The organism is Kosakonia sacchari SP1, assembly GCF_000300455.3.
GTDB classification, from domain to species: Bacteria; Pseudomonadota; Gammaproteobacteria; order Enterobacterales; family Enterobacteriaceae; genus Kosakonia; species Kosakonia sacchari.
In genome coordinates this window covers 2,197,595-2,218,060 of sequence record NZ_CP007215.2, presented here as the reverse complement: position 1 = coordinate 2,218,060, position 20,466 = coordinate 2,197,595, and the positions used below count along the sequence as shown (strand labels likewise).

General features: G+C 51.3%; 15 protein-coding genes, 2 tRNA genes and 3 other RNA genes. 10 read left to right on the top strand and 10 right to left on the bottom strand.

All coding sequences use genetic code 11. The features are described from left to right. Positions 1-611 precede the first annotated feature (611 nt). Positions 612-1,259 (bottom strand): YchE family NAAT transporter, encoded by a 648-nt coding sequence (locus C813_RS33550; RefSeq protein WP_025263593.1) that lies wholly within the window; start codon positions 1,257-1,259, stop codon positions 612-614. Positions 1,260-1,736: 477 nt separating this feature from the next. Between C813_RS33550 and adhE the strand changes: the two genes are divergently transcribed. Then, entirely contained in the window at positions 1,737-4,415 is a 2,679-nt protein-coding gene (gene adhE, locus C813_RS33545; RefSeq protein ID WP_017457164.1) for a bifunctional acetaldehyde-CoA/alcohol dehydrogenase, read from the top strand. 67 nt (positions 4,416-4,482) lie between these two features. On the opposite strand, the gene tdk is transcribed toward adhE, so the two are convergent. Continuing rightward, positions 4,483-5,097 (bottom strand): thymidine kinase, encoded by a 615-nt coding sequence (tdk, locus tag C813_RS33540; protein ID WP_017457163.1) that lies wholly within the window; start codon positions 5,095-5,097, stop codon positions 4,483-4,485. Positions 5,098-5,643: 546 nt separating this feature from the next. Between tdk and hns the strand changes: the two genes are divergently transcribed. Further along, on the top strand, positions 5,644-6,057 hold the full coding sequence (gene hns, locus C813_RS33530) for a histone-like nucleoid-structuring protein H-NS (RefSeq protein WP_017457162.1): 414 nt from the start codon (positions 5,644-5,646) through the stop codon (positions 6,055-6,057). Between the two features lie 274 nt (positions 6,058-6,331). Here the strand turns inward: hns and galU are convergent, their stop codons facing one another. From galU to rssA, 3 genes are all read right to left on the bottom strand, one after another. Next, positions 6,332-7,243, bottom strand: coding sequence for a UTP--glucose-1-phosphate uridylyltransferase GalU (galU, locus tag C813_RS33525; RefSeq protein WP_017457161.1), 912 nt, complete (start codon positions 7,241-7,243; stop codon positions 6,332-6,334). A gap of 198 nt (positions 7,244-7,441) precedes the next feature. After that, a complete protein-coding gene (gene rssB / locus C813_RS33520; protein ID WP_017457160.1) occupies positions 7,442-8,455 on the bottom strand; it encodes a two-component system response regulator RssB in 1,014 nt (337 codons plus the stop codon). A 90-nt stretch (positions 8,456-8,545) separates the two neighbouring features. Beyond that, positions 8,546-9,454 carry a patatin-like phospholipase RssA gene (rssA, locus tag C813_RS33515; protein ID WP_017457159.1) on the bottom strand — a complete coding sequence of 303 codons (909 nt, stop codon included), beginning with the start codon at positions 9,452-9,454 and terminating at the stop codon, positions 8,546-8,548. Between the two features lie 110 nt (positions 9,455-9,564). Between rssA and C813_RS33510 the strand changes: the two genes are divergently transcribed. The 7 genes from C813_RS33510 to C813_RS33480 all read left to right on the top strand — a co-directional run bounded on the left by C813_RS33510 (position 9,565) and on the right by C813_RS33480 (position 11,809). Then, positions 9,565-10,023, top strand: coding sequence for a YchJ family protein (locus C813_RS33510; protein ID WP_017457158.1), 459 nt, complete (start codon positions 9,565-9,567; stop codon positions 10,021-10,023). A 48-nt stretch (positions 10,024-10,071) separates the two neighbouring features. Then, the gene (purU, locus tag C813_RS33505) at positions 10,072-10,914 is read left to right on the top strand and encodes a formyltetrahydrofolate deformylase (RefSeq protein ID WP_016495830.1); all 843 of its coding nucleotides are present in this window, start codon (positions 10,072-10,074) and stop codon (positions 10,912-10,914) included. Between the two features lie 193 nt (positions 10,915-11,107). Further along, a non-coding RNA gene (locus C813_RS33500) (RtT sRNA) lies at positions 11,108-11,224 on the top strand. Between the two features lie 30 nt (positions 11,225-11,254). Further along, positions 11,255-11,339, top strand: a tRNA-Tyr gene (locus tag C813_RS33495). Positions 11,340-11,382: 43 nt separating this feature from the next. Beyond that, a non-coding RNA gene (locus C813_RS33490) (RtT sRNA) lies at positions 11,383-11,514 on the top strand. A gap of 34 nt (positions 11,515-11,548) precedes the next feature. Beyond that, a tRNA-Tyr gene (locus C813_RS33485) sits at positions 11,549-11,633 on the top strand. A 43-nt stretch (positions 11,634-11,676) separates the two neighbouring features. Further along, a non-coding RNA gene (locus C813_RS33480) (RtT sRNA) lies at positions 11,677-11,809 on the top strand. A gap of 159 nt (positions 11,810-11,968) precedes the next feature. On the opposite strand, the gene C813_RS33475 is transcribed toward C813_RS33480, so the two are convergent. Next, on the bottom strand, positions 11,969-12,412 hold the full coding sequence (locus tag C813_RS33475; RefSeq protein WP_025263592.1) for an Lrp/AsnC family transcriptional regulator: 444 nt from the start codon (positions 12,410-12,412) through the stop codon (positions 11,969-11,971). 109 nt (positions 12,413-12,521) lie between these two features. Between C813_RS33475 and C813_RS33470 the strand changes: the two genes are divergently transcribed. Then, the gene (locus tag C813_RS33470; RefSeq protein WP_017457156.1) at positions 12,522-13,409 is read left to right on the top strand and encodes a DMT family transporter; all 888 of its coding nucleotides are present in this window, start codon (positions 12,522-12,524) and stop codon (positions 13,407-13,409) included. 31 nt (positions 13,410-13,440) lie between these two features. On the opposite strand, the gene narI is transcribed toward C813_RS33470, so the two are convergent. The 4 genes from narI to C813_RS33450 are packed head-to-tail and all read right to left on the bottom strand — an operon-like array spanning position 13,441 to position 20,100. Further along, positions 13,441-14,118, bottom strand: a complete 678-nt coding sequence (gene narI, locus C813_RS33465; protein WP_017457155.1) for a respiratory nitrate reductase subunit gamma — start codon at positions 14,116-14,118, stop codon at positions 13,441-13,443. Continuing rightward, positions 14,118-14,828, bottom strand: a complete 711-nt coding sequence (narJ, locus tag C813_RS33460) for a nitrate reductase molybdenum cofactor assembly chaperone (RefSeq protein WP_017457154.1) — start codon at positions 14,826-14,828, stop codon at positions 14,118-14,120. The genes narI and narJ overlap by 1 nt, the downstream gene beginning before the upstream one ends. Further along, complete coding sequence (gene narH, locus C813_RS33455; RefSeq protein ID WP_017457153.1) at positions 14,825-16,360, bottom strand: nitrate reductase subunit beta; 1,536 nt, start codon at positions 16,358-16,360, stop codon at positions 14,825-14,827. Before narH ends, narJ begins: the two co-directional genes overlap by 4 nt. Beyond that, a complete protein-coding gene (locus C813_RS33450) occupies positions 16,357-20,100 on the bottom strand; it encodes a nitrate reductase subunit alpha (RefSeq protein WP_017457152.1) in 3,744 nt (1,247 codons plus the stop codon). The genes narH and C813_RS33450 overlap by 4 nt, the downstream gene beginning before the upstream one ends. Positions 20,101-20,466: the final 366 nt, after the last annotated feature.

Here is a 20,466-nt window from a genome sequence, read left to right as displayed (position 1 = left end):
AAAACGATTCTCATCTGAGCTGTTTATTCTGCAAATTATAAGGTCGAGAAACATAATGGGCGGAAAATAACAAATGCCCTCTTTTGTCGCCAATACATTTTGCAAATTTGTTAACCATTTCTCTTTTACGACACAGCATCAACCGACAGGCGATAGCTTTTCAGCCTCCCTGTTACTTTTTTATCTATTATTATCAATGAGATAAATGAACATCACCACCATGTGATGTTTTCAGACCGATGCTGTGCTTTTTTGCACAAAAAAGCAACAATTGACTACTTTTTAGCACATTCATCTGCGAGAACATTGAAAGTACTAATATCATTTCAATTATGTCACGGCAAGCCCAATAGTATTATGTGACAGAAATAACAGGTGCGATTGCGCGAATTCCGCACAGCAGAGATTCGTTATACTTATAATGCACTGATAGGAAAAAGATTTTCTGATTAGTGTAATTTATTATACTTTCCGCTGTTTTGCGGATTCGTCATATGTTTTGCTGATTTTGCGCGTTCCTTTACAGCGATTTTTCTATATACAACGGTCATCGCTATATAAAAGAAAGCATAACGACAACCGTTTATTTCCTTATTAAAGGAAGAAGTGAATCAGTTCAGCAAACCAGGAAATAGCGATCTCGCCCCCGCGACAATAAACTCAATACCTAGCGCCATAAGTAATAACCCCATAATACGTGTTATTACGTTGATACCCGTTTGCCCAAGCAAACGCACCAGCCAAGGCGCGATACGAAATAGCCCCCAGGAGCTGAGCGCAAATAGCGCGATCGCCACGGTGAAACCGATCAGATGCTCAACGGTGTGGTAGCGTGTTCCCCAAACTATGGTGGAACTGATTGCCCCCGGTCCCGCCATCAAAGGCAAAGCGAGTGGTACCACGCCGATACTTTCGCGAATGGCTGTCTCTGACTTTTCTTGTTTATTCTGCTTATCTTCCCCCAGTTTCCCGCTGATCATCGACATGGCGATAGTCACCACCAGAATGCCCCCGGCAATACGGAACGAATCGATCGAAATACCAAACAACTGCAATATGGCATCGCCAAGAAACAGTGCCGTCCAGAGAATAATGGCTACGGAAAGATTGGCGGTGAGATTCGTTTTATTCCGCGCGGCGGTCATCTGGTAGCTGGTCATGCTGATAAAAACCGGAATAATGCCGACCGGGTTTACCAACGCAAACAGGCCAATAAAAAATTTAAAATAGAGGGGAAGATCGAACACGATGTGCTCCACAGTAGGTTTTGTAACGGTGTCAGATAAATAACCTATCGGCGCGACAGGAAAATCCATGCAGAAGATACGCGTTTTCGCCGCGCAGTTCATCATGATTTCCGTGGAAATTCGCAGCAATACAGCATGTTATTCAGTTGTGGGAATTGTGATAATCTTAGAGCGCGCCTGGCCATATGCCATTAACATTTGCTACAAACGCCCAAAAATGGACTGCTGAAAGGTGTCAGCTTCGCTGAAATTTGATATAGATCACGCATTGCTTACTCAGAAGTGGGTAATCTTGATGGCACGAAAAGAGCTCAAAAGTGTCAGTAAGTGCGTTGTTTCCTCGAGGCTCTTTCAGTAAATCAGTGGTGGATGGTTTAGCGTTAACTCTTTGTTTTTATGAAACTTACGCAACCTGCAGCCGGTCTGTCTATACTTTCCCATTAGGCAGCTGGTTTACTAAAAGAGTTTAAACATTATCAGGAGAGCATTATGGCTGTTACTAATGTCGCTGAACTTAACGCACTCGTTGAACGCGTGAAGAAAGCCCAGCGTGAATATGCCAACTTTACTCAAGAGCAAGTAGATAAAATCTTCCGCGCTGCCGCTCTGGCCGCCGCAGATGCTCGTATCCCGCTGGCAAAAATGGCGGTTGCCGAATCCGGCATGGGTATCGTTGAAGACAAAGTGATTAAAAACCACTTCGCTTCCGAATATATTTATAACGCGTATAAAGATGAGAAAACCTGCGGCGTGCTGTCAGAAGATGACACCTTCGGCACGATTACCATCGCAGAACCAATCGGCATTATCTGTGGTATCGTTCCGACCACTAACCCAACCTCTACCGCTATCTTTAAATCGCTGATTAGTCTCAAAACCCGTAACGCCATCATTTTCTCCCCGCATCCGCGCGCTAAAGATGCTACCAATAAAGCAGCTGATATCGTACTGCAAGCAGCCATTGCCGCCGGTGCTCCGAAAGATCTGATCGGCTGGATTGATCAACCGTCTGTAGAACTGTCTAACGCATTAATGCATCACCCGGATATCAACCTGATCCTCGCTACTGGCGGCCCGGGCATGGTGAAAGCAGCGTACAGTTCCGGTAAACCGGCGATCGGGGTAGGTGCGGGTAACACCCCGGTTGTGATTGATGAAACTGCCGATATCAAACGTGCAGTAGCGTCTGTACTGATGTCTAAAACCTTTGATAACGGCGTTATCTGTGCTTCTGAACAGTCCGTTGTCGTAGTCGATTCTGTTTATGACGCGGTTCGTGAACGTTTCGCCAGCCACGGCGGTTACCTGCTTCAGGGTAAAGAGTTGAAAGCAGTTCAGGACATTATCCTGAAAAATGGCGCGCTCAACGCCGCTATTGTTGGTCAACCTGCTTACAAAATCGCTGAACTGGCCGGTTTCACCGTTCCAACGACCACTAAGATCCTGATTGGCGAAGTGAAAGTTGTCGATGAGAGTGAGCCGTTCGCACACGAAAAACTGTCACCGACGCTTGCAATGTACCGCGCGAAAGATTTCGAAGACGCGGTTGAAAAAGCAGAGAAACTTGTCGCTATGGGCGGTATCGGTCACACCTCTTGCCTGTATACCGACCAGGATAATCAGCCGGATCGCGTTGCTCACTTCGGTCAGAAGATGAAAACCGCGCGCATCCTGATTAACACCCCGGCTTCTCAGGGTGGTATTGGTGACCTGTATAACTTCAAACTCGCGCCTTCCCTGACCCTGGGTTGTGGTTCCTGGGGTGGTAACTCCATCTCTGAAAACGTTGGTCCGAAACACCTGATCAACAAGAAAACCGTTGCTAAGCGAGCTGAAAACATGTTGTGGCACAAACTTCCGAAATCTATCTACTTCCGCCGTGGTTCTCTGCCAATCGCGCTGGATGAAGTGATTACTGATGGTCACAAACGCGCGCTTATCGTGACTGACCGTTTCCTGTTCAACAACGGTTATGCAGACCAGATCACTTCTGTGCTGAAAGCGGCTGGCGTTGAAACCGAAGTGTTCTTCGAAGTTGAAGCAGATCCAACACTCACTATCGTGCGTAAAGGCGCTGAATTGGCGAACTCGTTTAAACCAGACGTAATTATCGCTCTGGGTGGTGGTTCCCCGATGGACGCTGCGAAAATTATGTGGGTAATGTACGAACATCCGGAAACCCATTTCGAAGAGCTGGCGCTGCGCTTTATGGATATCCGTAAACGTATCTATAAGTTCCCGAAAATGGGCGTGAAAGCGAAAATGATCGCTATCACCACTACTTCAGGTACCGGTTCTGAAGTTACGCCGTTTGCGGTAGTAACCGATGATGCAACAGGTCAGAAATATCCACTGGCAGACTATGCTCTGACGCCGGATATGGCGATTGTCGATGCCAACCTGGTGATGGATATGCCGAAATCCCTGTGTGCCTTCGGTGGCCTGGATGCGGTAACTCACGCACTGGAAGCTTACGTTTCCGTACTGGCCTCTGAGTTCTCTGACGGCCAGGCGCTGCAAGCGCTGAAATTGCTGAAAGAGAACCTGCCAGCCTCTTACAACGAAGGCTCAAAAAACCCGGTTGCTCGTGAACGTGTGCATAGCGCCGCTACCATCGCCGGTATCGCCTTTGCCAACGCCTTCCTTGGTGTGTGTCACTCCATGGCGCACAAGCTGGGTTCGCAGTTCCACATTCCGCACGGTCTGGCTAACGCCCTGCTTATCTGTAACGTTATTCGCTATAACGCGAACGACAACCCGACTAAGCAGACGGCATTCAGCCAGTATGACCGCCCGCAAGCGCGCCGCCGTTATGCAGAAATCGCAGACCATTTAGGTCTGACTTCTGCCAGTGACCGTACCGCAGCGAAAATCGAAAAACTGCTGGCATGGCTGGAAAGCATCAAAGCTGAACTGGGTATTCCGAAATCTATCCGTGAAGCTGGCGTACAGGAAGCTGATTTCCTGGCAAACGTGGATAAGCTGTCTGAAGATGCGTTTGATGACCAGTGTACCGGTGCGAACCCGCGCTACCCGCTGATCTCCGAACTGAAACAGATCCTGCTGGATACTTTCTACGGTCGTGAGTACAAAGAAGGTGAAGTAGCGGTAGTAAAAGCTGAAGCGGCTCCCGTTAAAGCAGACAAAAAAGCGAAGAAACCCGCTTAATGGTTAATGCTAATAAAAAAACCCGCTTCGGCGGGTTTTTTTATTACTAAAGAGAGGAAACGAAAAGCTAACCTCTGAGGCGTTGCTGGATCGCCGTTAGAGATCCCTCGTGCAGGGCTTCTTTGTAGTGTTTGCGGCACACGGATATATAGCGTTCATTGCCGCCAATAACCACCTGCTCGCCTTCGTTATAAGGGCGCCCCTCTTGATCAAGGCGCAGCACCATACTGGCTTTACGACCACAGAAACAGACAGTTTTCAGCTCAACCAGTTTATCTGACCAGGCCAACAAATATTGGCTACCCACAAATAACTCACCGCGAAAATCCGTGCGCAAACCGTAACAAAGCACTGGAATATCCAGTTGATCGACAACTTCAGATAAGGCGTACACCTGCTCGCGCGTTAAAAACTGGCACTCGTCAACCAGCACACAATGCACAGCTTGCTGTTGATGCTCAGCGTTGATTTCGTCAAATAACGACGAGTTGTGATTAAACAAACGCGCTGGTGAGGATAAGCCGATACGAGAGCTAACCTTGCCTGCTCCGAAGCGATCGTCAATTTCGGCGGTGTAAACCACCGTGCGCATCCCTCTTTCCTGATAATTGTAAGAGGATTGTAATAACGCCGTTGATTTCCCCGCATTCATTGCTGAATAGTAGAAATAAAGCTGTGCCATTGCGTGCAAAACCCCAATCAAAGTGTGATATTCCCGGCGCGGAGTGTAGCATATTTTATCTGCTCATCCTGCCGTTGCTCCGCGATTGAAGTAAATCAATCCTCGATAGCAGACTCATAGATATTCCAATAGTTAATCATCTGAGTTGTTACTGCCAAAGAAACAGCAATAAGAAATTCATGATCTTACAAATTTTTTTAATCGGAACATTCTCACCCCAGTATACGGAAATTATTAATAATTTAAGGAAGAAGCACATTCAACGCTGGAATACTCAAGGTCGATATTTATCCATAATGGCTATAAACACGGATCAGATTAATCAGAAGTTTATGCATAAACACGCCGTCAAAGGCGCTGCCAGTACATCGGTATAAGATGTTTTTTGTGCGTTTCTTCAAGAAAAATTTAAGTTAGCGATATTTATAAATCGACTTAATAAAGCGGCATTTTGAATTCCTTACATTCACAGCTATTGCACTGGCGAAATTAACGCTCTATTATTAGCCCGACAAACCACCCCAATATAAGTTTGAGATTACTACAATGAGCGAAGCACTTAAAATTCTGAACAACATCCGTACTCTTCGTGCGCAAGCAAGAGAATGCACTCTGGAAACGCTCGAAGAGATGCTGGAGAAATTAGAAGTTGTGGTTAATGAGCGCCGCGAGGAAGAAAGCGCTGCCGCAGCTGAAGTTGAAGAGCGTACGCGTAAATTACAGCAATATCGTGAAATGCTGATCGCTGACGGTATTGATCCGAACGAATTGCTGAACAGCATGGTTACCGCTAAAACCGGTACTAAAGCAAAACGTGCAGCACGCCCGGCTAAATATAGCTATGTTGATGAAAATGGCGAGACCAAAACCTGGACGGGTCAGGGTCGTACTCCGGCAGTAATCAAAAAAGCAATGGACGAACAAGGCAAACAACTTGACGATTTCCTGATCGAAGAGTAATCAAGCCAGATTTCAAAAGGATCCCGCCGACTGGTGGGATTTTTTTTGACCAAACACACATTCTCTTCACAAATATAGTGTATGGCATTTGGAATATACGTTTCTCAAACGCATATTGCTCAAATCCTGGTCAATTCATTTATTGTTTTTGCGATATCTCCTGCACAGCTCTGCCATAACCTTTTCATTCGGAACATTCACAAATAAAAAAGGCCGGAGATAAGCAGTGCAATGCACTATTATCCCCAGCCTTATTCAGACTAAAGAAAGCGTATTATGCTTTCCCGGCGCCGACGGTTTCTTCGAGCCAGGCTTTAAATTCCTCGCCCAGCGAATTGTGACGAATACCGTATTCTACGAATGCGCGCATATAGCCTAGTTTATTACCGCAGTCATGGCTTTTGCCTTTCATATGATAGGCTTCTACGGTTTCTTTTTCGATTAGCATATCGATAGCATCGGTAAGCTGGATCTCATCACCCGCTCCCGGAGGGGTTTTCGCCAGCAACGGCCAAATTTCTGCGCTCAGAACATAACGACCTACAACGGCAAGATTAGAAGGTGCTACGTTAGCTTTTGGCTTTTCAACCACGCCCACCATTGGAACACTATCACCCGGATTCAGCGTTGCGCCTTTGCAATCTACCACACCGTAAGCGGTAACATCATCCACAGGTTCAACCATGATCTGGCTGGCACCGGTTTCGTCAAAACGTTTAATCATCTCTGCCAGGTTATCCTGGGAGAGATCGGATTCGTATTCATCCAGAATAACATCGGGCAGAATAACCGCTACGGGTTCGTTACCTACTACCGGGTGCGCGCACAATACGGCATGTCCCAGCCCTTTCGCCAGCCCCTGGCGCACCTGCATAATAGTTACGTGCGGCGGGCAAATAGACTGAACTTCTTCCAGCAACTGACGTTTTACGCGTTTTTCCAACATTGCTTCGAGTTCGAAGCTGGTATCGAAGTGGTTTTCGATAGAGTTTTTAGATGAATGTGTTACCAGAACGATTTCAGTAATGCCGGCAGCGATACACTCATTTACGACATACTGAATTAATGGCTTATCAACCAGCGGTAACATTTCTTTAGGAATTGCCTTAGTCGCTGGTAACATCCTGGTTCCCAATCCCGCAACCGGGATTACTGCTTTAGTCACTTTCGAATTTATTGCAGCCATTGAAAATCTCCTGGACTGTCCATGCTTGAACATGTTCATGAATTAACTCGCGTCTGAGTATATCAGTACCAACCCATCGACCAGGTCTGAAAAGGACGCGCTTACATCTAATTAGGACTAATACGCATAAACTGCGGCGATAGTACCACCCGTTTTTATGCGGTGGGTAAATCTATCTGCAATGTATGATTCGATCGCTCATTCCGCGCTCAACATTAAACGCAGACGCCCGCCGGCGCCCCACACCTGACATTGCCAGGAGTCGCACCGCTGGCTCAACTGATTTAAATACGTATTGCCAAGCGTACCGAGAGGCACCCCATTGCTGATTTGAATTTGATGATCGCCGGTATTTAACGTTGCGTTAAGACCAGCCGAAACGAGTATCAGGTTTTTCAATTCACTGTGGTAATAACCCACAAGTAGCGGGAACTGGCCGGGTAAATTAGCCTGGTGCAATAATTGATTTACCTGCTTGAGCAGCGCGCCCATCTCGGGTAAACGCTGGCGCTGGTGAGAAAGTTGTTCTTGCAGTAACCCATTAAATAAGGCGCGCAACAGCAGCGCCGCCAGCACGCCGTTATTTTCTGCACGCGTCACGTCCAGGCAATAAAACGCGAGATCCTGACCTGATATCGGCGCGATATCAAGCACCAGACCGGGGCTTTCAACAGAAACAAGTTGCCGATAATTAACCCGACAGCCGGAAATAACTTGTTGTACCGGTGGCTGAAGTTCCTGCAATAAATTCGCCGCGGCCTGTGGATTATCGACCAGCGCGTCCCAATCCTGGAACAAGCGCTCCTCTTCCTCAACGCGTGAATTAAACATATTGGGATAAAGACAGGCGAAGAGCGTTTCTTTTAATCGATTAAGATCTTTAACGGGTTTAAGAACGACATCCTGAACGCCAAGACGCAATGCTTTGGCGATATCCGCCATGTTTTCTGTCGCCGATATCACAAGCACGGGCGTTTGCATTCCCCGATTGCGTAACGTCTCAATGAGAACAAGGCCATTCATGCGCGGCATTGCAAGATCGCAAATCATAAGATCGGGTTTATTTGCTGCCAACAATTCGAGCGCAACGACTCCATCTTCCGCCAGCAGCGTTATCGCGCCTAAAGATTGCAACCACGAATCCAGCAGAGAGCGGAAAACGGGCTCGTCTTCAACGATCAGTATCTGTTTTCCGGTCAACGGCTGCGTCATCTTATCTCCCCTGCCTGACGATAGATCAATAGTGGCATGCTTCGCCGATAATCGCCTGTCAGAATTTGCTGAAGTCTATAAAAACTCTACTTACGAAAGGGTCCGTACTAACGGAAGCAACTCATCCATTTTCTTTTCTGTCGCCAGTTGCCCCGCTGCAATAGCGGCGTCTGCCCGATGAAAATCGAGTGTCGAAATTTGTGGGCAGAGAGGTTGCAACAGAATATCTGGCGGATCGCCAGCCATACGATTACGTTTGAGCCGGTTTTCAAGCACCTGAATCGAGGTGCTCATGATTTCCATTGCTGTAGGCGCGATTGGCCGTTTTGGCGTTATCCGCCCCAGCCGTTCACGCAGACGTTGATGCCAGCGCTGCGTGGCAACCGTGTCGCTGTCTTTATCATTATTAGAAAGATTCACCGACAGCAGATCTTGCTGCATCAGATGGGCGTCATGCTGCAAATCTACGGCAATCACCACATCCGCACCTAACGCACGGGTAAGGGAAACCGGTACGGGATTCACCACCGCGCCATCCACCAGCCAGTAGCCATTATGCGGAACCGGTGACATTAATCCGGGCATACTACAGGAGGCGCGAACAGCATGATGTAAATCCCCTTCAGTGAACCATAGCTCGCGCCCGGTGCTAAGGTTGGTTGCCACGGCGCCGAAGCGTTTCTGGCAATGGCTAAAATCCGCGAACGGCAACAACTGGCGATACTGATTGAACACGCGTTCACCGCGTAACAGACCACCACGCTGCCAGGAGAGATCCATCAGCCGCAGCACATCCCAGTAACGAAAAGAGCGTACCCATTTTTCCAGCGCCGGCAGACGTCCACACGCGTAAGCGGCACCGACCAGTGAGCCAATCGAACACCCCGCCACAATATCAATTTCGATACCCGCGCGTTGTAATGCGTTAATCACGCCGATATGCGACCAACCTCTGGCCGCGCCGGAACCGAGCGCCAGACCAATTTTTACCTTTCTCATTACGCGTATTTTACTTCCCCCGGCTTACTGTAGCCACAGCGCTACGGCTCAGTTAACATATCGCTACCCTGGCGCCAACGCGCCGTTATTTTTATTCCTGGAATGCTATTTTGTCACAGTCTTGCCCTTGCGGTAGCGCTCTGGAGTATAGCCTATGTTGCCAGCCTTATCTGTCTGGTACGCAGGTTGCGCCGGATCCGTCACGCCTGATGCGATCGCGCTATACGGCTTTTGTGTTACATCAGTCAGAATACCTGGTAAAAACCTGGCACCCATCTTGTGGCGCTGAGGCGTTCCGCCAGCAAATTGAAGCGGGCTTCGCGGCGACCACATGGCGCGGTCTGACGGTATTTGAGCATGCTTACGGCGAAAATGATAATGAAGGCTTCGTCAGCTTTGTGGCGCGGTTTAATGAGCACGGTAAAGACGGCGCAATTATCGAACGTTCCCGATTCTTAAAGGAGAACGGCCAGTGGTACTATATCGACGGAACGCGGCCGCAATTTGGTCGTAACGATCCCTGCCCTTGTGGGTCAGGTAAAAAATTTAAAAAGTGCTGCGGACAATAATCCTGCCAGCACCTTATAGCAAACACCATCAACAGGATTTACCCGGCAATGCATTCAACACAACGTAAAATTTTGCGCACCATTTGCCCAGACCAGAAAGGCCTCATCGCGCGAATCACCAATATTTGTTACAAGCACGAACTGAACATTGTGCAGAATAATGAATTTGTCGATCACCGCACCGGGCGTTTCTTTATGCGTACCGAACTCGAAGGTATTTTTAACGACGCCACATTGCTTGCGGATCTCGATAGTGCGCTCCCGGAAGGTTCTGTACGCGAGCTGAATCCAGCCGGTCGTCGCCGCGTCGTCATTCTGGTCACCAAAGAGGCGCATTGCCTTGGCGATTTGCTGATGAAAGCAAATTATGGCGGACTGGATGTCGATATTGCCGCCGTGATTGGCAACCATGAAACGCTGCGTTCTTTGGTTGAACGTTTTGATATTCCGTTTGAACTGGTTAGCCATGAAGGCCTGACGCGTGAAGCCCATGATCAGCAGATGGCGCAGGCCATTGAAGCGCACCAGCCGGATTACGTTGTACTGGCGAAATATATGCGTGTATTAACGCCAGAGTTTGTCTCTCGCTTCCCGAATAAGATCATCAATATTCACCACTCGTTCCTGCCTGCTTTCATTGGCGCCCGCCCTTATCATCAGGCTTACGAGCGCGGCGTGAAGATCATCGGTGCCACCGCGCACTACGTAAATGACAATCTGGATGAAGGCCCAATCATTATGCAGGACGTGATTCATGTGGATCACACCTATACCGCCGAGGATATGATGCGCGCGGGTCGGGATGTCGAGAAGAACGTGTTGAGCCGCGCGTTGTATCAGGTTTTAGCACAACGCGTGTTCGTTTACGGCAATCGCACGATTATTCTTTAACCATTAATTCAATGCGTTGTTCGGCTTTGCATCGTTACGGGCAAAAAGCAGACAACTGATTCATTTTTCTCGTTTCAACGCTTTACAGCGGCGCGTCATTTGATATGATGCGCCGCGCTTCCCGAGATGGAAGCAGGCCAGTAACAAATAGCTTTACCCGTGGTGGGGTTCCCGAGCGATCATAAGGTAGCTGACTGCAAATCTGCCGTCATCGACTTCGAAGGTTCGACTCGAGTGCCAGCGAGAGAACGTTGCCAGAAGCAACGGCCTGAAGGGTGAGGAGCATTTGCTCCGAATAATCCTTCCCTTTCGTAACATCACAACAATGTAGTAGCCCCGTGGTGGGGTTCCCGAGCGGCCAAAGGGAGCAGACTGTAAATCTGCCGTCATCGACTTCGAAGGTTCGAATCCTTCCCCCACCACCATTATTCATCACAGCGATGTGATAACACCGTTAAGTGGTTCTGATGCGTGCACTTATCGGGAAGGGTGAGAACCTTCGATTAAGGTTCGACTCGAGCGAAAGCGAGAGAACGTTGCCAGAGGCAACGGCCCGAAGGGTGAGGAACGAAGTGACGAATAATCCTTCCCCCACCACCATCTACATCTTGCATCGACAATTTGATTTTCCCCTGGTGGGGTTCCCGAGCGGCCAAAGGGAGCAGACTGTAAATCTGCCGTCATCGACTTCGAAGGTTCGAATCCTTCCCCCACCACCATCTTTAAATAAATCCTCAGTCTCAATAATTGCGCCAATCCTTCACATTCTCCGTTTGGGGAAGGACGAGAACCTACGATTAAGGTTCGACTCGAGCGAAAGCGAGAGAACGTTGCCGCAGGCAACGGCCCGGAGGGCGAGGAGCGCAAGCGACGAGTAATCCTTCCCCCACCACCATCTTTAAATAAATCCTCAGTCTCAATAATGGCGTCAATCCTTCACATTCTCCGTTTGGGGAAGGACGAGAACCTTCGACCAAGGTTCGACTCGAGCGAAAGCGAGAAAACGTTGCTGCAACGGGGAAACCAGGCGCGTCGCGCGGCTGGCAGTCGAAACTTACAGCGGCGGTAACCGCCGTTTCACCGGCGAGCTTTTCACTATCGACGTATTGCACTGCGCATATTCGGCAATGCCATCCAGCAACGTATCCAGTTGCTCAATTGAGCGCACCACCAGCCGCACAACAAAACAGTCTTCTCCCGTCACTTTGTCACACTCGATACACTCCGGCAGTGCCTGGAGCATTTTATCCACCTTCTGCAACATACCCGGCATCGGACGGACGCGCACCAGCGCCTGCAAGCGGTAATCCAGCATGGTCAGGTTTACGCGCGCGCCATAGCCTTCAATCACGCCGCGCTCTTCCAGCCGTTTAACCCGTTCTGCCGTACTGGGCGATGTCAGCCCCACTCTCGCACTTAACACCTTCAGCGACTGGCGGGCATCCTCTGCCAGACAGGCCAGAATCGCTCTGTCGATATCGTCAATAAGGTAATCCATCATCTTCACCTAATTTTTAAAGGAATTAATCGCCATACACCTTACAACAACCATATAAAGCTGGTCGCCGTTTTTTCACAATATGCCCACAACGTTCAGGAGATGAAAAATGAAAACTATCCCTAATGGCACCTGGCAGATGAGCCTGGCAATGCTGATTTCCGGGTCGATTGGCGCATTTGTGCTGCTTAGCGGTCTGCCGGTAATTGATGTCGTTTTCTGGCGTTGCCTGATTGGTGCAGGCGCGCTTTTTCTTTTTATCCGCGTTGGCAGACAACCGTTCACACGCCTTGCGTTCCCGGTGTTACTGCTGGCGATAGCGGGCGGTATCGCGCTGGTGATTAACTGGCTGTTGCTGTTCGCTGCTTACAGCCGCATTTCAATAGGGCTGGCCACCGTGGTCTACAATACCCAGCCTTTTATGTTGGTGCTGATGAGTATGTTGCTCGGCGAGCGCGTTACGCTTACGAAGTGGGGATGGCTGTTACTGGCGTTTTCCGGAGTGGTGCTCCTGTTGCTCAGTGAATTACATCACCCGAACACGCAATGGCTTACCGGCATTGCCATGGCGCTGGGGGCTGCTTTTTTCTATGCTGTCACCGCGTTAATCACCCGCCACCTTAAGCAACTTCCACCGCAGCATATCGCCTTGATTCAGGTATTAACCGGCACGGTAATGTTATTGCCGCTGGTGCATCTGCCTGCGGCCGGCGGGACATTCCCGTGGGGTATTTTGTTAACGCTCGGCATTGTACATACCGGCGTGATGTACCAGTTGTTGTATAGCGCGATACAAAAGCTACCCACCCCGCTGATTGGCTCGCTGTCGTTTATCTATCCGCTGGTAGCGATTGTGGTGGATAACGCGCTGTTCGGGCATACATTAAGCGCGGTGCAAATGGCGGGTGGCGTGTTAATTCTGCTGGCAGCCGCAGGTAATAACCTTGGCTGGGGTGAGCGGAAAAGCGCGCCCGCGACAATGCCAACGCGACAGTAAAAAAAGCCCCGCGTTGCGGGGCTTTTTCTGATTAGCGACGGGCGCGAACAATCTGGTATTTGCGTGTCAGGTACTCTACCGGCGCGCTCCAGATATGCACCAGGCGGGAGAACGGAAACAGCACAAACAGTGTCATGCCCAACACCAGATGCACACGGTAAATAAAGGCCACGCCCTCAAGATGCGCGGAAGCGCCAACATGGAACGTCACAACTGACTGTGCCCAGCCCACCAGTTTCATCATTTCGCTGCCGTCCATATGCTGCGCAGAGAACGGAATGGTCAGCAGACCCAGCGCACACTGCACCATCAGCAGCGACATAATCAGGATATCCGCCGCAGTTGAGGTCGCGCGAATACGCGGGTTGAACAAGCGGCGTTTCAGCAGCAACAAACCGCCAACCAGACACAGCACACCGCTGGCACCGCCGCCAATCATTGCCATCTTCTGTTTCACTTCAATCGGCAGGAAGGATTCATACATCCAGTGCGGCGTTAACATACCGAGGAAGTGACCGGCAAAGATCCCCAGAATACCGATATGGAACAGGTTCGAAGCCAGCGTCATCCCTTTACGATCCAGCATCTGGCTGGAGCCCGCCCGCCAGCTGTACTGACCATAGTCGTAGCGCAGCCAACTGCCGAGCAGGAAAACCGCCCCGGCAATATACGGATAGATGTCAAAGAAGAACATATTAAGGAAGTGCATTAGCGCTCTCCTCCTGTTGTGATATTCAGATATTGCGGTGCAACGGCACCCGCAAAACGACGCTGATGCGCGGTGATATCAGAATCACCGCAGCCCTGTTCGGCGAAGAATTTCACCTGCTCTTCTTCCCACACGGCATCCAGCGCCTGCGGCGTATCATCACGGGCTTCACCGGCAATTTTTTCCGCGACCTGCGCGTTATCCACCTGCGTATTCGCCAGCGATAACAACGCATCGAACAGCGTTGCATAGTGGCTTTCGCGCTGCGCTAAACGTGCTTTTAACAGCGCGAGGATCGGCGCGATATCCTGCAAACCACCAATAGCCTCAGCAAAGGACAGTTGCGCCAGATACTCCAGATAGAGCGGCAGATGATCCGGCAATTCACGGCTATCCAGTTGCAAGCCGTGGCGTTCATATTGCGCCAGCAGATCGACCATCGCCTGCCCGCGATCGCGGGACTCACCGTGGACGTGTTCGAACAGCAGCAGTGAGGTTGCGCGACCACGATCAAACAATTCGCTGTAGTTCGCTTGCGCGTCCAGCAGATCCTGAGACGTCAGATCACGCAGGAAGATGCCAACCTGCTGAGCGTCGGCTTTGGTCAGGTTTTCACCCGACACCAGCGCATCGAAAACTTCCTGCTGATGCTGCCATAAGGCAGCATCCGGGTACTCAAGCAAACGGGAAATAACCACCAGTTCAATCATGGGTGCGGCTCCGTTTTCACTGTCACATCCACCGCGTCAATACGACGGCTGTTGAACAGGTTGAATTTGGTGTCCGAACCGTGGCAACCATCGCCGAAGCTAAAGCCACAACCGTTTTTCTCCGGGAAGGCTTCACGCGCCAGCTCACGGTGGCTCGACGGCACCACGAAACGATCTTCATAGTTAGCAATCGCGAGGTAACGGTACATCTCCTGTGCCTGGGCGGTTGTCAGGCCAACTTCTTCCAGTGCGCGGGTATCTTCAACACCGTCAACGGTTTCCGCACGTTTGAAGTGGCGCATTGCCAGCATCCGTTTCAGCGCCAGCAGAACCGGGCCGGTATCGCCTGCGGTCAGCAGGTTTGCCAGGTATTGCACCGGAATACGCAGGCTTTCAACATCCGGCAGGATGCCATTGCTGCCCAGTTCGCCCGCGTCAGCGGCAGACTGAATCGGTGACAGAGGCGGCACGTACCAGACCATCGGCAATGTGCGGTATTCCGGATGCAGCGGCAGCGCCAGTTTCCAGTCCATCGCCATTTTGTAGACCGGCGATTTCTGCGCCGCGTCAATCACGCTCTGCGGCACGCCATCTTCCAGCGCCTGAGCGATCACCGCCGGGTCGTTTGGATCGAGGAACACATCCAGTTGACGCTGGTAGAGATCTTTTTCGCTCTCGGTGCTGGCCGCATTTTCAATCGCGTCAGCGTCATACAGCAGCACGCCGAGGTAACGAATACGGCCGACGCAGGTTTCCGAGCACACGGTCGGCATACCCGCTTCAATACGCGGATAGCAGAAAATGCACTTCTCGGATTTGCCGCTCTTCCAGTTGAAGTAGATTTTTTTGTACGGGCAGCCGGTTACGCACATGCGCCAGCCGCGACATTTATCCTGATCGATCAGCACAATGCCGTCTTCTTCACGCTTGTAGATGGCACCGCTCGGGCATGTCGCGACACAGGCCGGGTTCAGGCAGTGTTCGCACAGGCGCGGCAGATACATCATGAAGGTGTTTTCAAACTGGCCGTACATCGCCTTCTGCATGTTCTCGAAGTTCTGATCGCGGCTCAGCTTGTCGAATTCGCCGCCCAAATCATCTTCCCAGTTCGGGCCAGCGGTGATTTTGTCCATCCGCTGACCGGTTATTACCGAACGCGGGCGGGCAATCGGCTGATGTTTACCTTCAGGCGCGTTATGCAGGCGCTGGTAATCAAAATCAAACGGCTCGTAGTAATCATCAATTTCCGGCATGTGCGGGTTAGAGAAAATTTTACCCAGCAGCATCGGACGGTTACCCATCCGCGGTTGCAGTTTGCCGTTAATTTTACGGATCCAACCGCCCTTCCATTTTTCCTGGTTTTCCCAGTCGGTCGGGAAGCCGGTGCCCGGTTTGGTTTCCACGTTATTGAACCACGCGTACTCCATACCTTCACGGCTGGTCCAGACGTTTTTACAGGTCACTGAACAGGTATGACAGCCGATGCACTTATCGAGATTCAGCACCATGCCGACTTGTGAACGAATTTTCATTTTGCGCTCTCCTGTACCTGGTCATTGCCTTCGCCATCCAACCAGTTAATGTTCTTCATCTTACGCACCACCACGAACTCATCACGGTTGGAACCGACCGTGCCGTAGTAGTTAAAGCCATAAGCCAGCTGGGCGTAGCCGCCGATCATATGGGTCGGTTTCGGGGTAATACGGGTAACGGAGTTGTGGATCCCGCCGCGCTGCCCGGTAATTTCTGAACCTGGCAGGTTCACAATACGTTCCTGCGCGTGGTACATCATGGTCATACCGGCCGGCACACGCTGGCTGACAACCGCACGCGCCGTCAACGCGCCGTTGGCGTTAAAGACTTCAATCCAGTCGTTATCCTCAATGCCGATCTCTTTGGCATCTTTATCGCTCATCCACACCACCGGACCACCGCGCCCCAGCGTCAGCATCAACAGGTTGTCGCTGTAGGTAGAGTGGATGCCCCATTTCTGGTGTGGCGTCAGGAAGTTCAGCGCTTTTTCCGGATTACCGTTGGATTTCACGCCCATAACTTCTTTCACTGAATGGGTGTCAATCGGCGGACGGTACACCAGCAGGCTTTCGCCGAAGTCACGCATCCACTGATGATCCTGATACAACTGCTGGCGACCAGAGAGCGTGCGCCACGGGATCAGCTCATGCACGTTGGTGTAACCTGCGTTGTAGGAAACGTGCTCATCTTCAAGGCCTGACCAGGTCGGGCTGGAGATGATTTTGCGCGGCTGCGCCTGAATATCGCGGAAGCGGATCTTCTCTTCCTCTTTATTCGTGGCCAGATGCGTATGGTCGCGGCCGGTAAATTCACTCAGCGCAGCCCAGGCTTTAACCGCCACATGGCCGTTGGTTTCCGGTGCCAGCGTGAGGATCATTTCCGCCGCATCGATGGCGGTATTGAGCATCGGCTGCCCTTTCGCCGGGCCGTCCGCTTTGGTGTAGTTCAGCTTACGCAGCAGATCCATTTCGCTCTGGGTATTCCAGGCGATGCCTTTACCACCGTTGCCGATTTTTTCCATCAGCGGGCCGATAGAGGTAAAGCGCTCATAGGTTGCCGGGTAGTCGCGTTCCACCGGAATAATATGCGGCGCGGTTTTGCCTGGGATCAGATCGCATTCGCCTTTTTTCCAGTCTTTCACACCCAGCGGCTGCGCCAGTTCCGCAGCGGAGTCATGCTGAATCGGCAGCGTCACGACATCGGTCTCTTTACCTAAATGCCCAACGCACAGCGCGGAGAAGGATTTGGCGATGCCTTTGTAGATTTCCCAGTCGCTTTTGGATTCCCATGCCGGGTCAACAGCGGCAGAAAGCGGATGAATAAACGGATGCATATCCGAGGTATTCATGTCGTCTTTTTCGTACCAGGTTGCGGTTGGCAGCACGATATCGGAGTAGAGACAGGTGCTGGACAGGCGGAAATCGAGGGTAACGACCAGATCCAGTTTGCCGTCGAGACCGTTGTCGTGCCATTCCACTTCTTCCGGTTTCACACCACCCTGTTTGCCAAGATCCTTGCCCTGAATACCGTGTTCGGTGCCCAGCAGGTACTTGAGCATAAACTCGTGACCCTTACCGGAAGAACCCAACAGGTTGGAGCGCCAGATAAACAGGTTACGCGGGTGGTTTTTGCCGTTTTCCGGCTGTTCCGCCGCGAAACGCAGTGAACCGTCTTTCAGTGATTTAACGGTGTAATCGACCGCGCTCATACCCGCTTTTTCCGCTTCAGCGGCGATACGCAGCGGGTTGGTGCCCAGTTGCGGCGCGGACGGCAGCCAGCCCATACGCTCAGCGCGCACGTTAAAGTCGATCAGATGGCCGGTGTAGCGGGATTTATCCGCTAACGGCGACAGGAACTCCTGCGCAGTTACTGTTTCATAACGCCACTGGCTGGAGTGGTTATAGAAGTAGGAGGTGCTGTTCATGTGACGCGCCGGACGCTGCCAGTCGAGGGCAAATGCCAGCGGCTGCCAGCCGGTTTGCGGACGCAGTTTTTCCTGGCCTACGTAGTGTGCCCAGCCGCCGCCGCTCTGTCCCACGCAACCGCAGAAGACCAGCATATTGATGATCCCACGGTAGTTCATATCGAGGTGATACCAGTGGTTCATCCCGGCGCCGATGATAACCATCGAACGGCCATGTGTTTTATCGGCGTTATCGGCGAATTCACGGGCGATGCGAATAATTTGTGACTGCGAAACCCCGGTTACTTTCTCAGCCCATGCCGGTGTGTAGGCTTTTATTTCGTCGTAACGGGTTGCGCAGTTTTCATCACCCAGACCGCGATCCAGGCCGTAGTTCGCCATGGTCAGGTCGTAAACCGTGGTCACCAGCGCAGTGGTACCATCAGCCAGTTGCAGGCGTTTAACCGGCAGTTTGTGCATCAGGACGTTATCGAGTTCAACGCCGGCAAAATGCTCAGTATTGTCACCACCGAAATACGGGAAGCCGACCTGCGCGATATCGTCCTGTTTACCCAGCAGGCTGAGGTTCAGTTCAACATCAGCACCATTGCTGCCGTCGCGCTGCTCAAGGTTCCACTTACCTTTTTCACCCCAGCGGAAACCAATGGAGCCATTCGGCGCGGTCAGGTTACCTTCGCTATCGAGGGCAACGGTTTTCCACTCCGGATTATTTTGCTGGCCCAGCGCATCCACCAGATCGGCGGCACGCAGCATGCGGCCTGCCGCGTAGTAACCGTCGCGCTCTTCGAGCATCACCAGCATCGGCATGTCGGTATAACGGCGAACGTAATCGGTGAAGTACTGGCTCGGTTTATCGAGGTGGAATTCACGCAGCATAACGTGGCCCATCGCCAGCGCCATTGCCGCATCGGTACCCTGCTTCGGTGCCAGCCACAAATCACACAGTTTGGCGATTTCGGCGTAGTCCGGCGTTACTGCAACCGTTTTGGTGCCTTTGTAGCGCACTTCGGTAAAGAAGTGGGCGTCCGGCGTACGGGTCTGCGGAACGTTGGAACCCCAGGCGATGATGTAGCTGGAGTTGTACCAGTCGGCAGATTCCGGCACGTCAGTCTGCTCGCCCCAGGTTTGCGGAGAGGCTGGCGGCAAGTCGCAGTACCAGTCGTAGAAACTCAGGCAGGTGCCGCCCAGCAGCGAGAGATAACGCGCGCCAGAAGCGTAAGACACCATCGACATTGCCGGGATTGGCGAGAAGCCCGCGACACGGTCCGGGCCGTACGTTTTCACGGTGTAAACGTTCGAAGCAGCAATCAGCTCGTTCACTTCCTGCCAGGAGGAACGCACGAAACCACCGCGACCACGCGCCTGTTTAAAGCTTTTCGCTTTTTCCGCATCTTCGATGATGGAAGCCCAGGCATTAACCGGATCGCTGTGCTGCGCTTTCGCTTCACGCCACAGTTTGATCAGGCGTTTACGCATCAGGGGGTATTTCAGGCGGTTCGCACTATAGAGGTACCAGGAGTAGCTGGCGCCACGCGGGCAGCCACGCGGTTCGTGGTTCGGCATGTCCGGGCGGGTGCGTGGGTAGTCAGTCTGCTGGGTTTCCCAGGTGACCAGACCGTTCTTCACGAAGATCTGCCAGCTGCACGAGCCCGTGCAGTTTACGCCATGGGTAGAACGCACGATTTTGTCGTGCTGCCAGCGGTTACGGTATCCATCCTCCCAGTCCCGGTTGGTGTTTAAGAGCTGGCCGTGCCCATCGGCAAAGGTTTCGCCTTTCTGTTTGAAGTAGCGAAACCGGTCCAGGAATTTACTCATCGGGGGTTCTCCTGTTGGAGCCTGTCAGGCTCTCTTGGTAAATCGACATTGCTGCAATTGCGGCGAAGGTAACCCTCACAAAGACAAAGAGAATTGATGGTGATCAAGCTGCTCAAGCTTCGTTTCTGCACGCATCTGACGGAGTACCCACAAAGAGTTAGGGCTTTCTATTTTTTAATCCATTGATTAATAATGGTTTTATATAAACTCGCAGCGGTACAAGCAGATAATTCCGCGTTCCGGGGTATTAAGGGGTAGATGAACCTGCAAAGTGATGTCTGTCACAGAGGTTTCCGCAGCACGACGCAGTGATAATTTATAGTATGTTGTAACTAAATAGGTGTAAAAAAAAGCGCGGCTTTCACC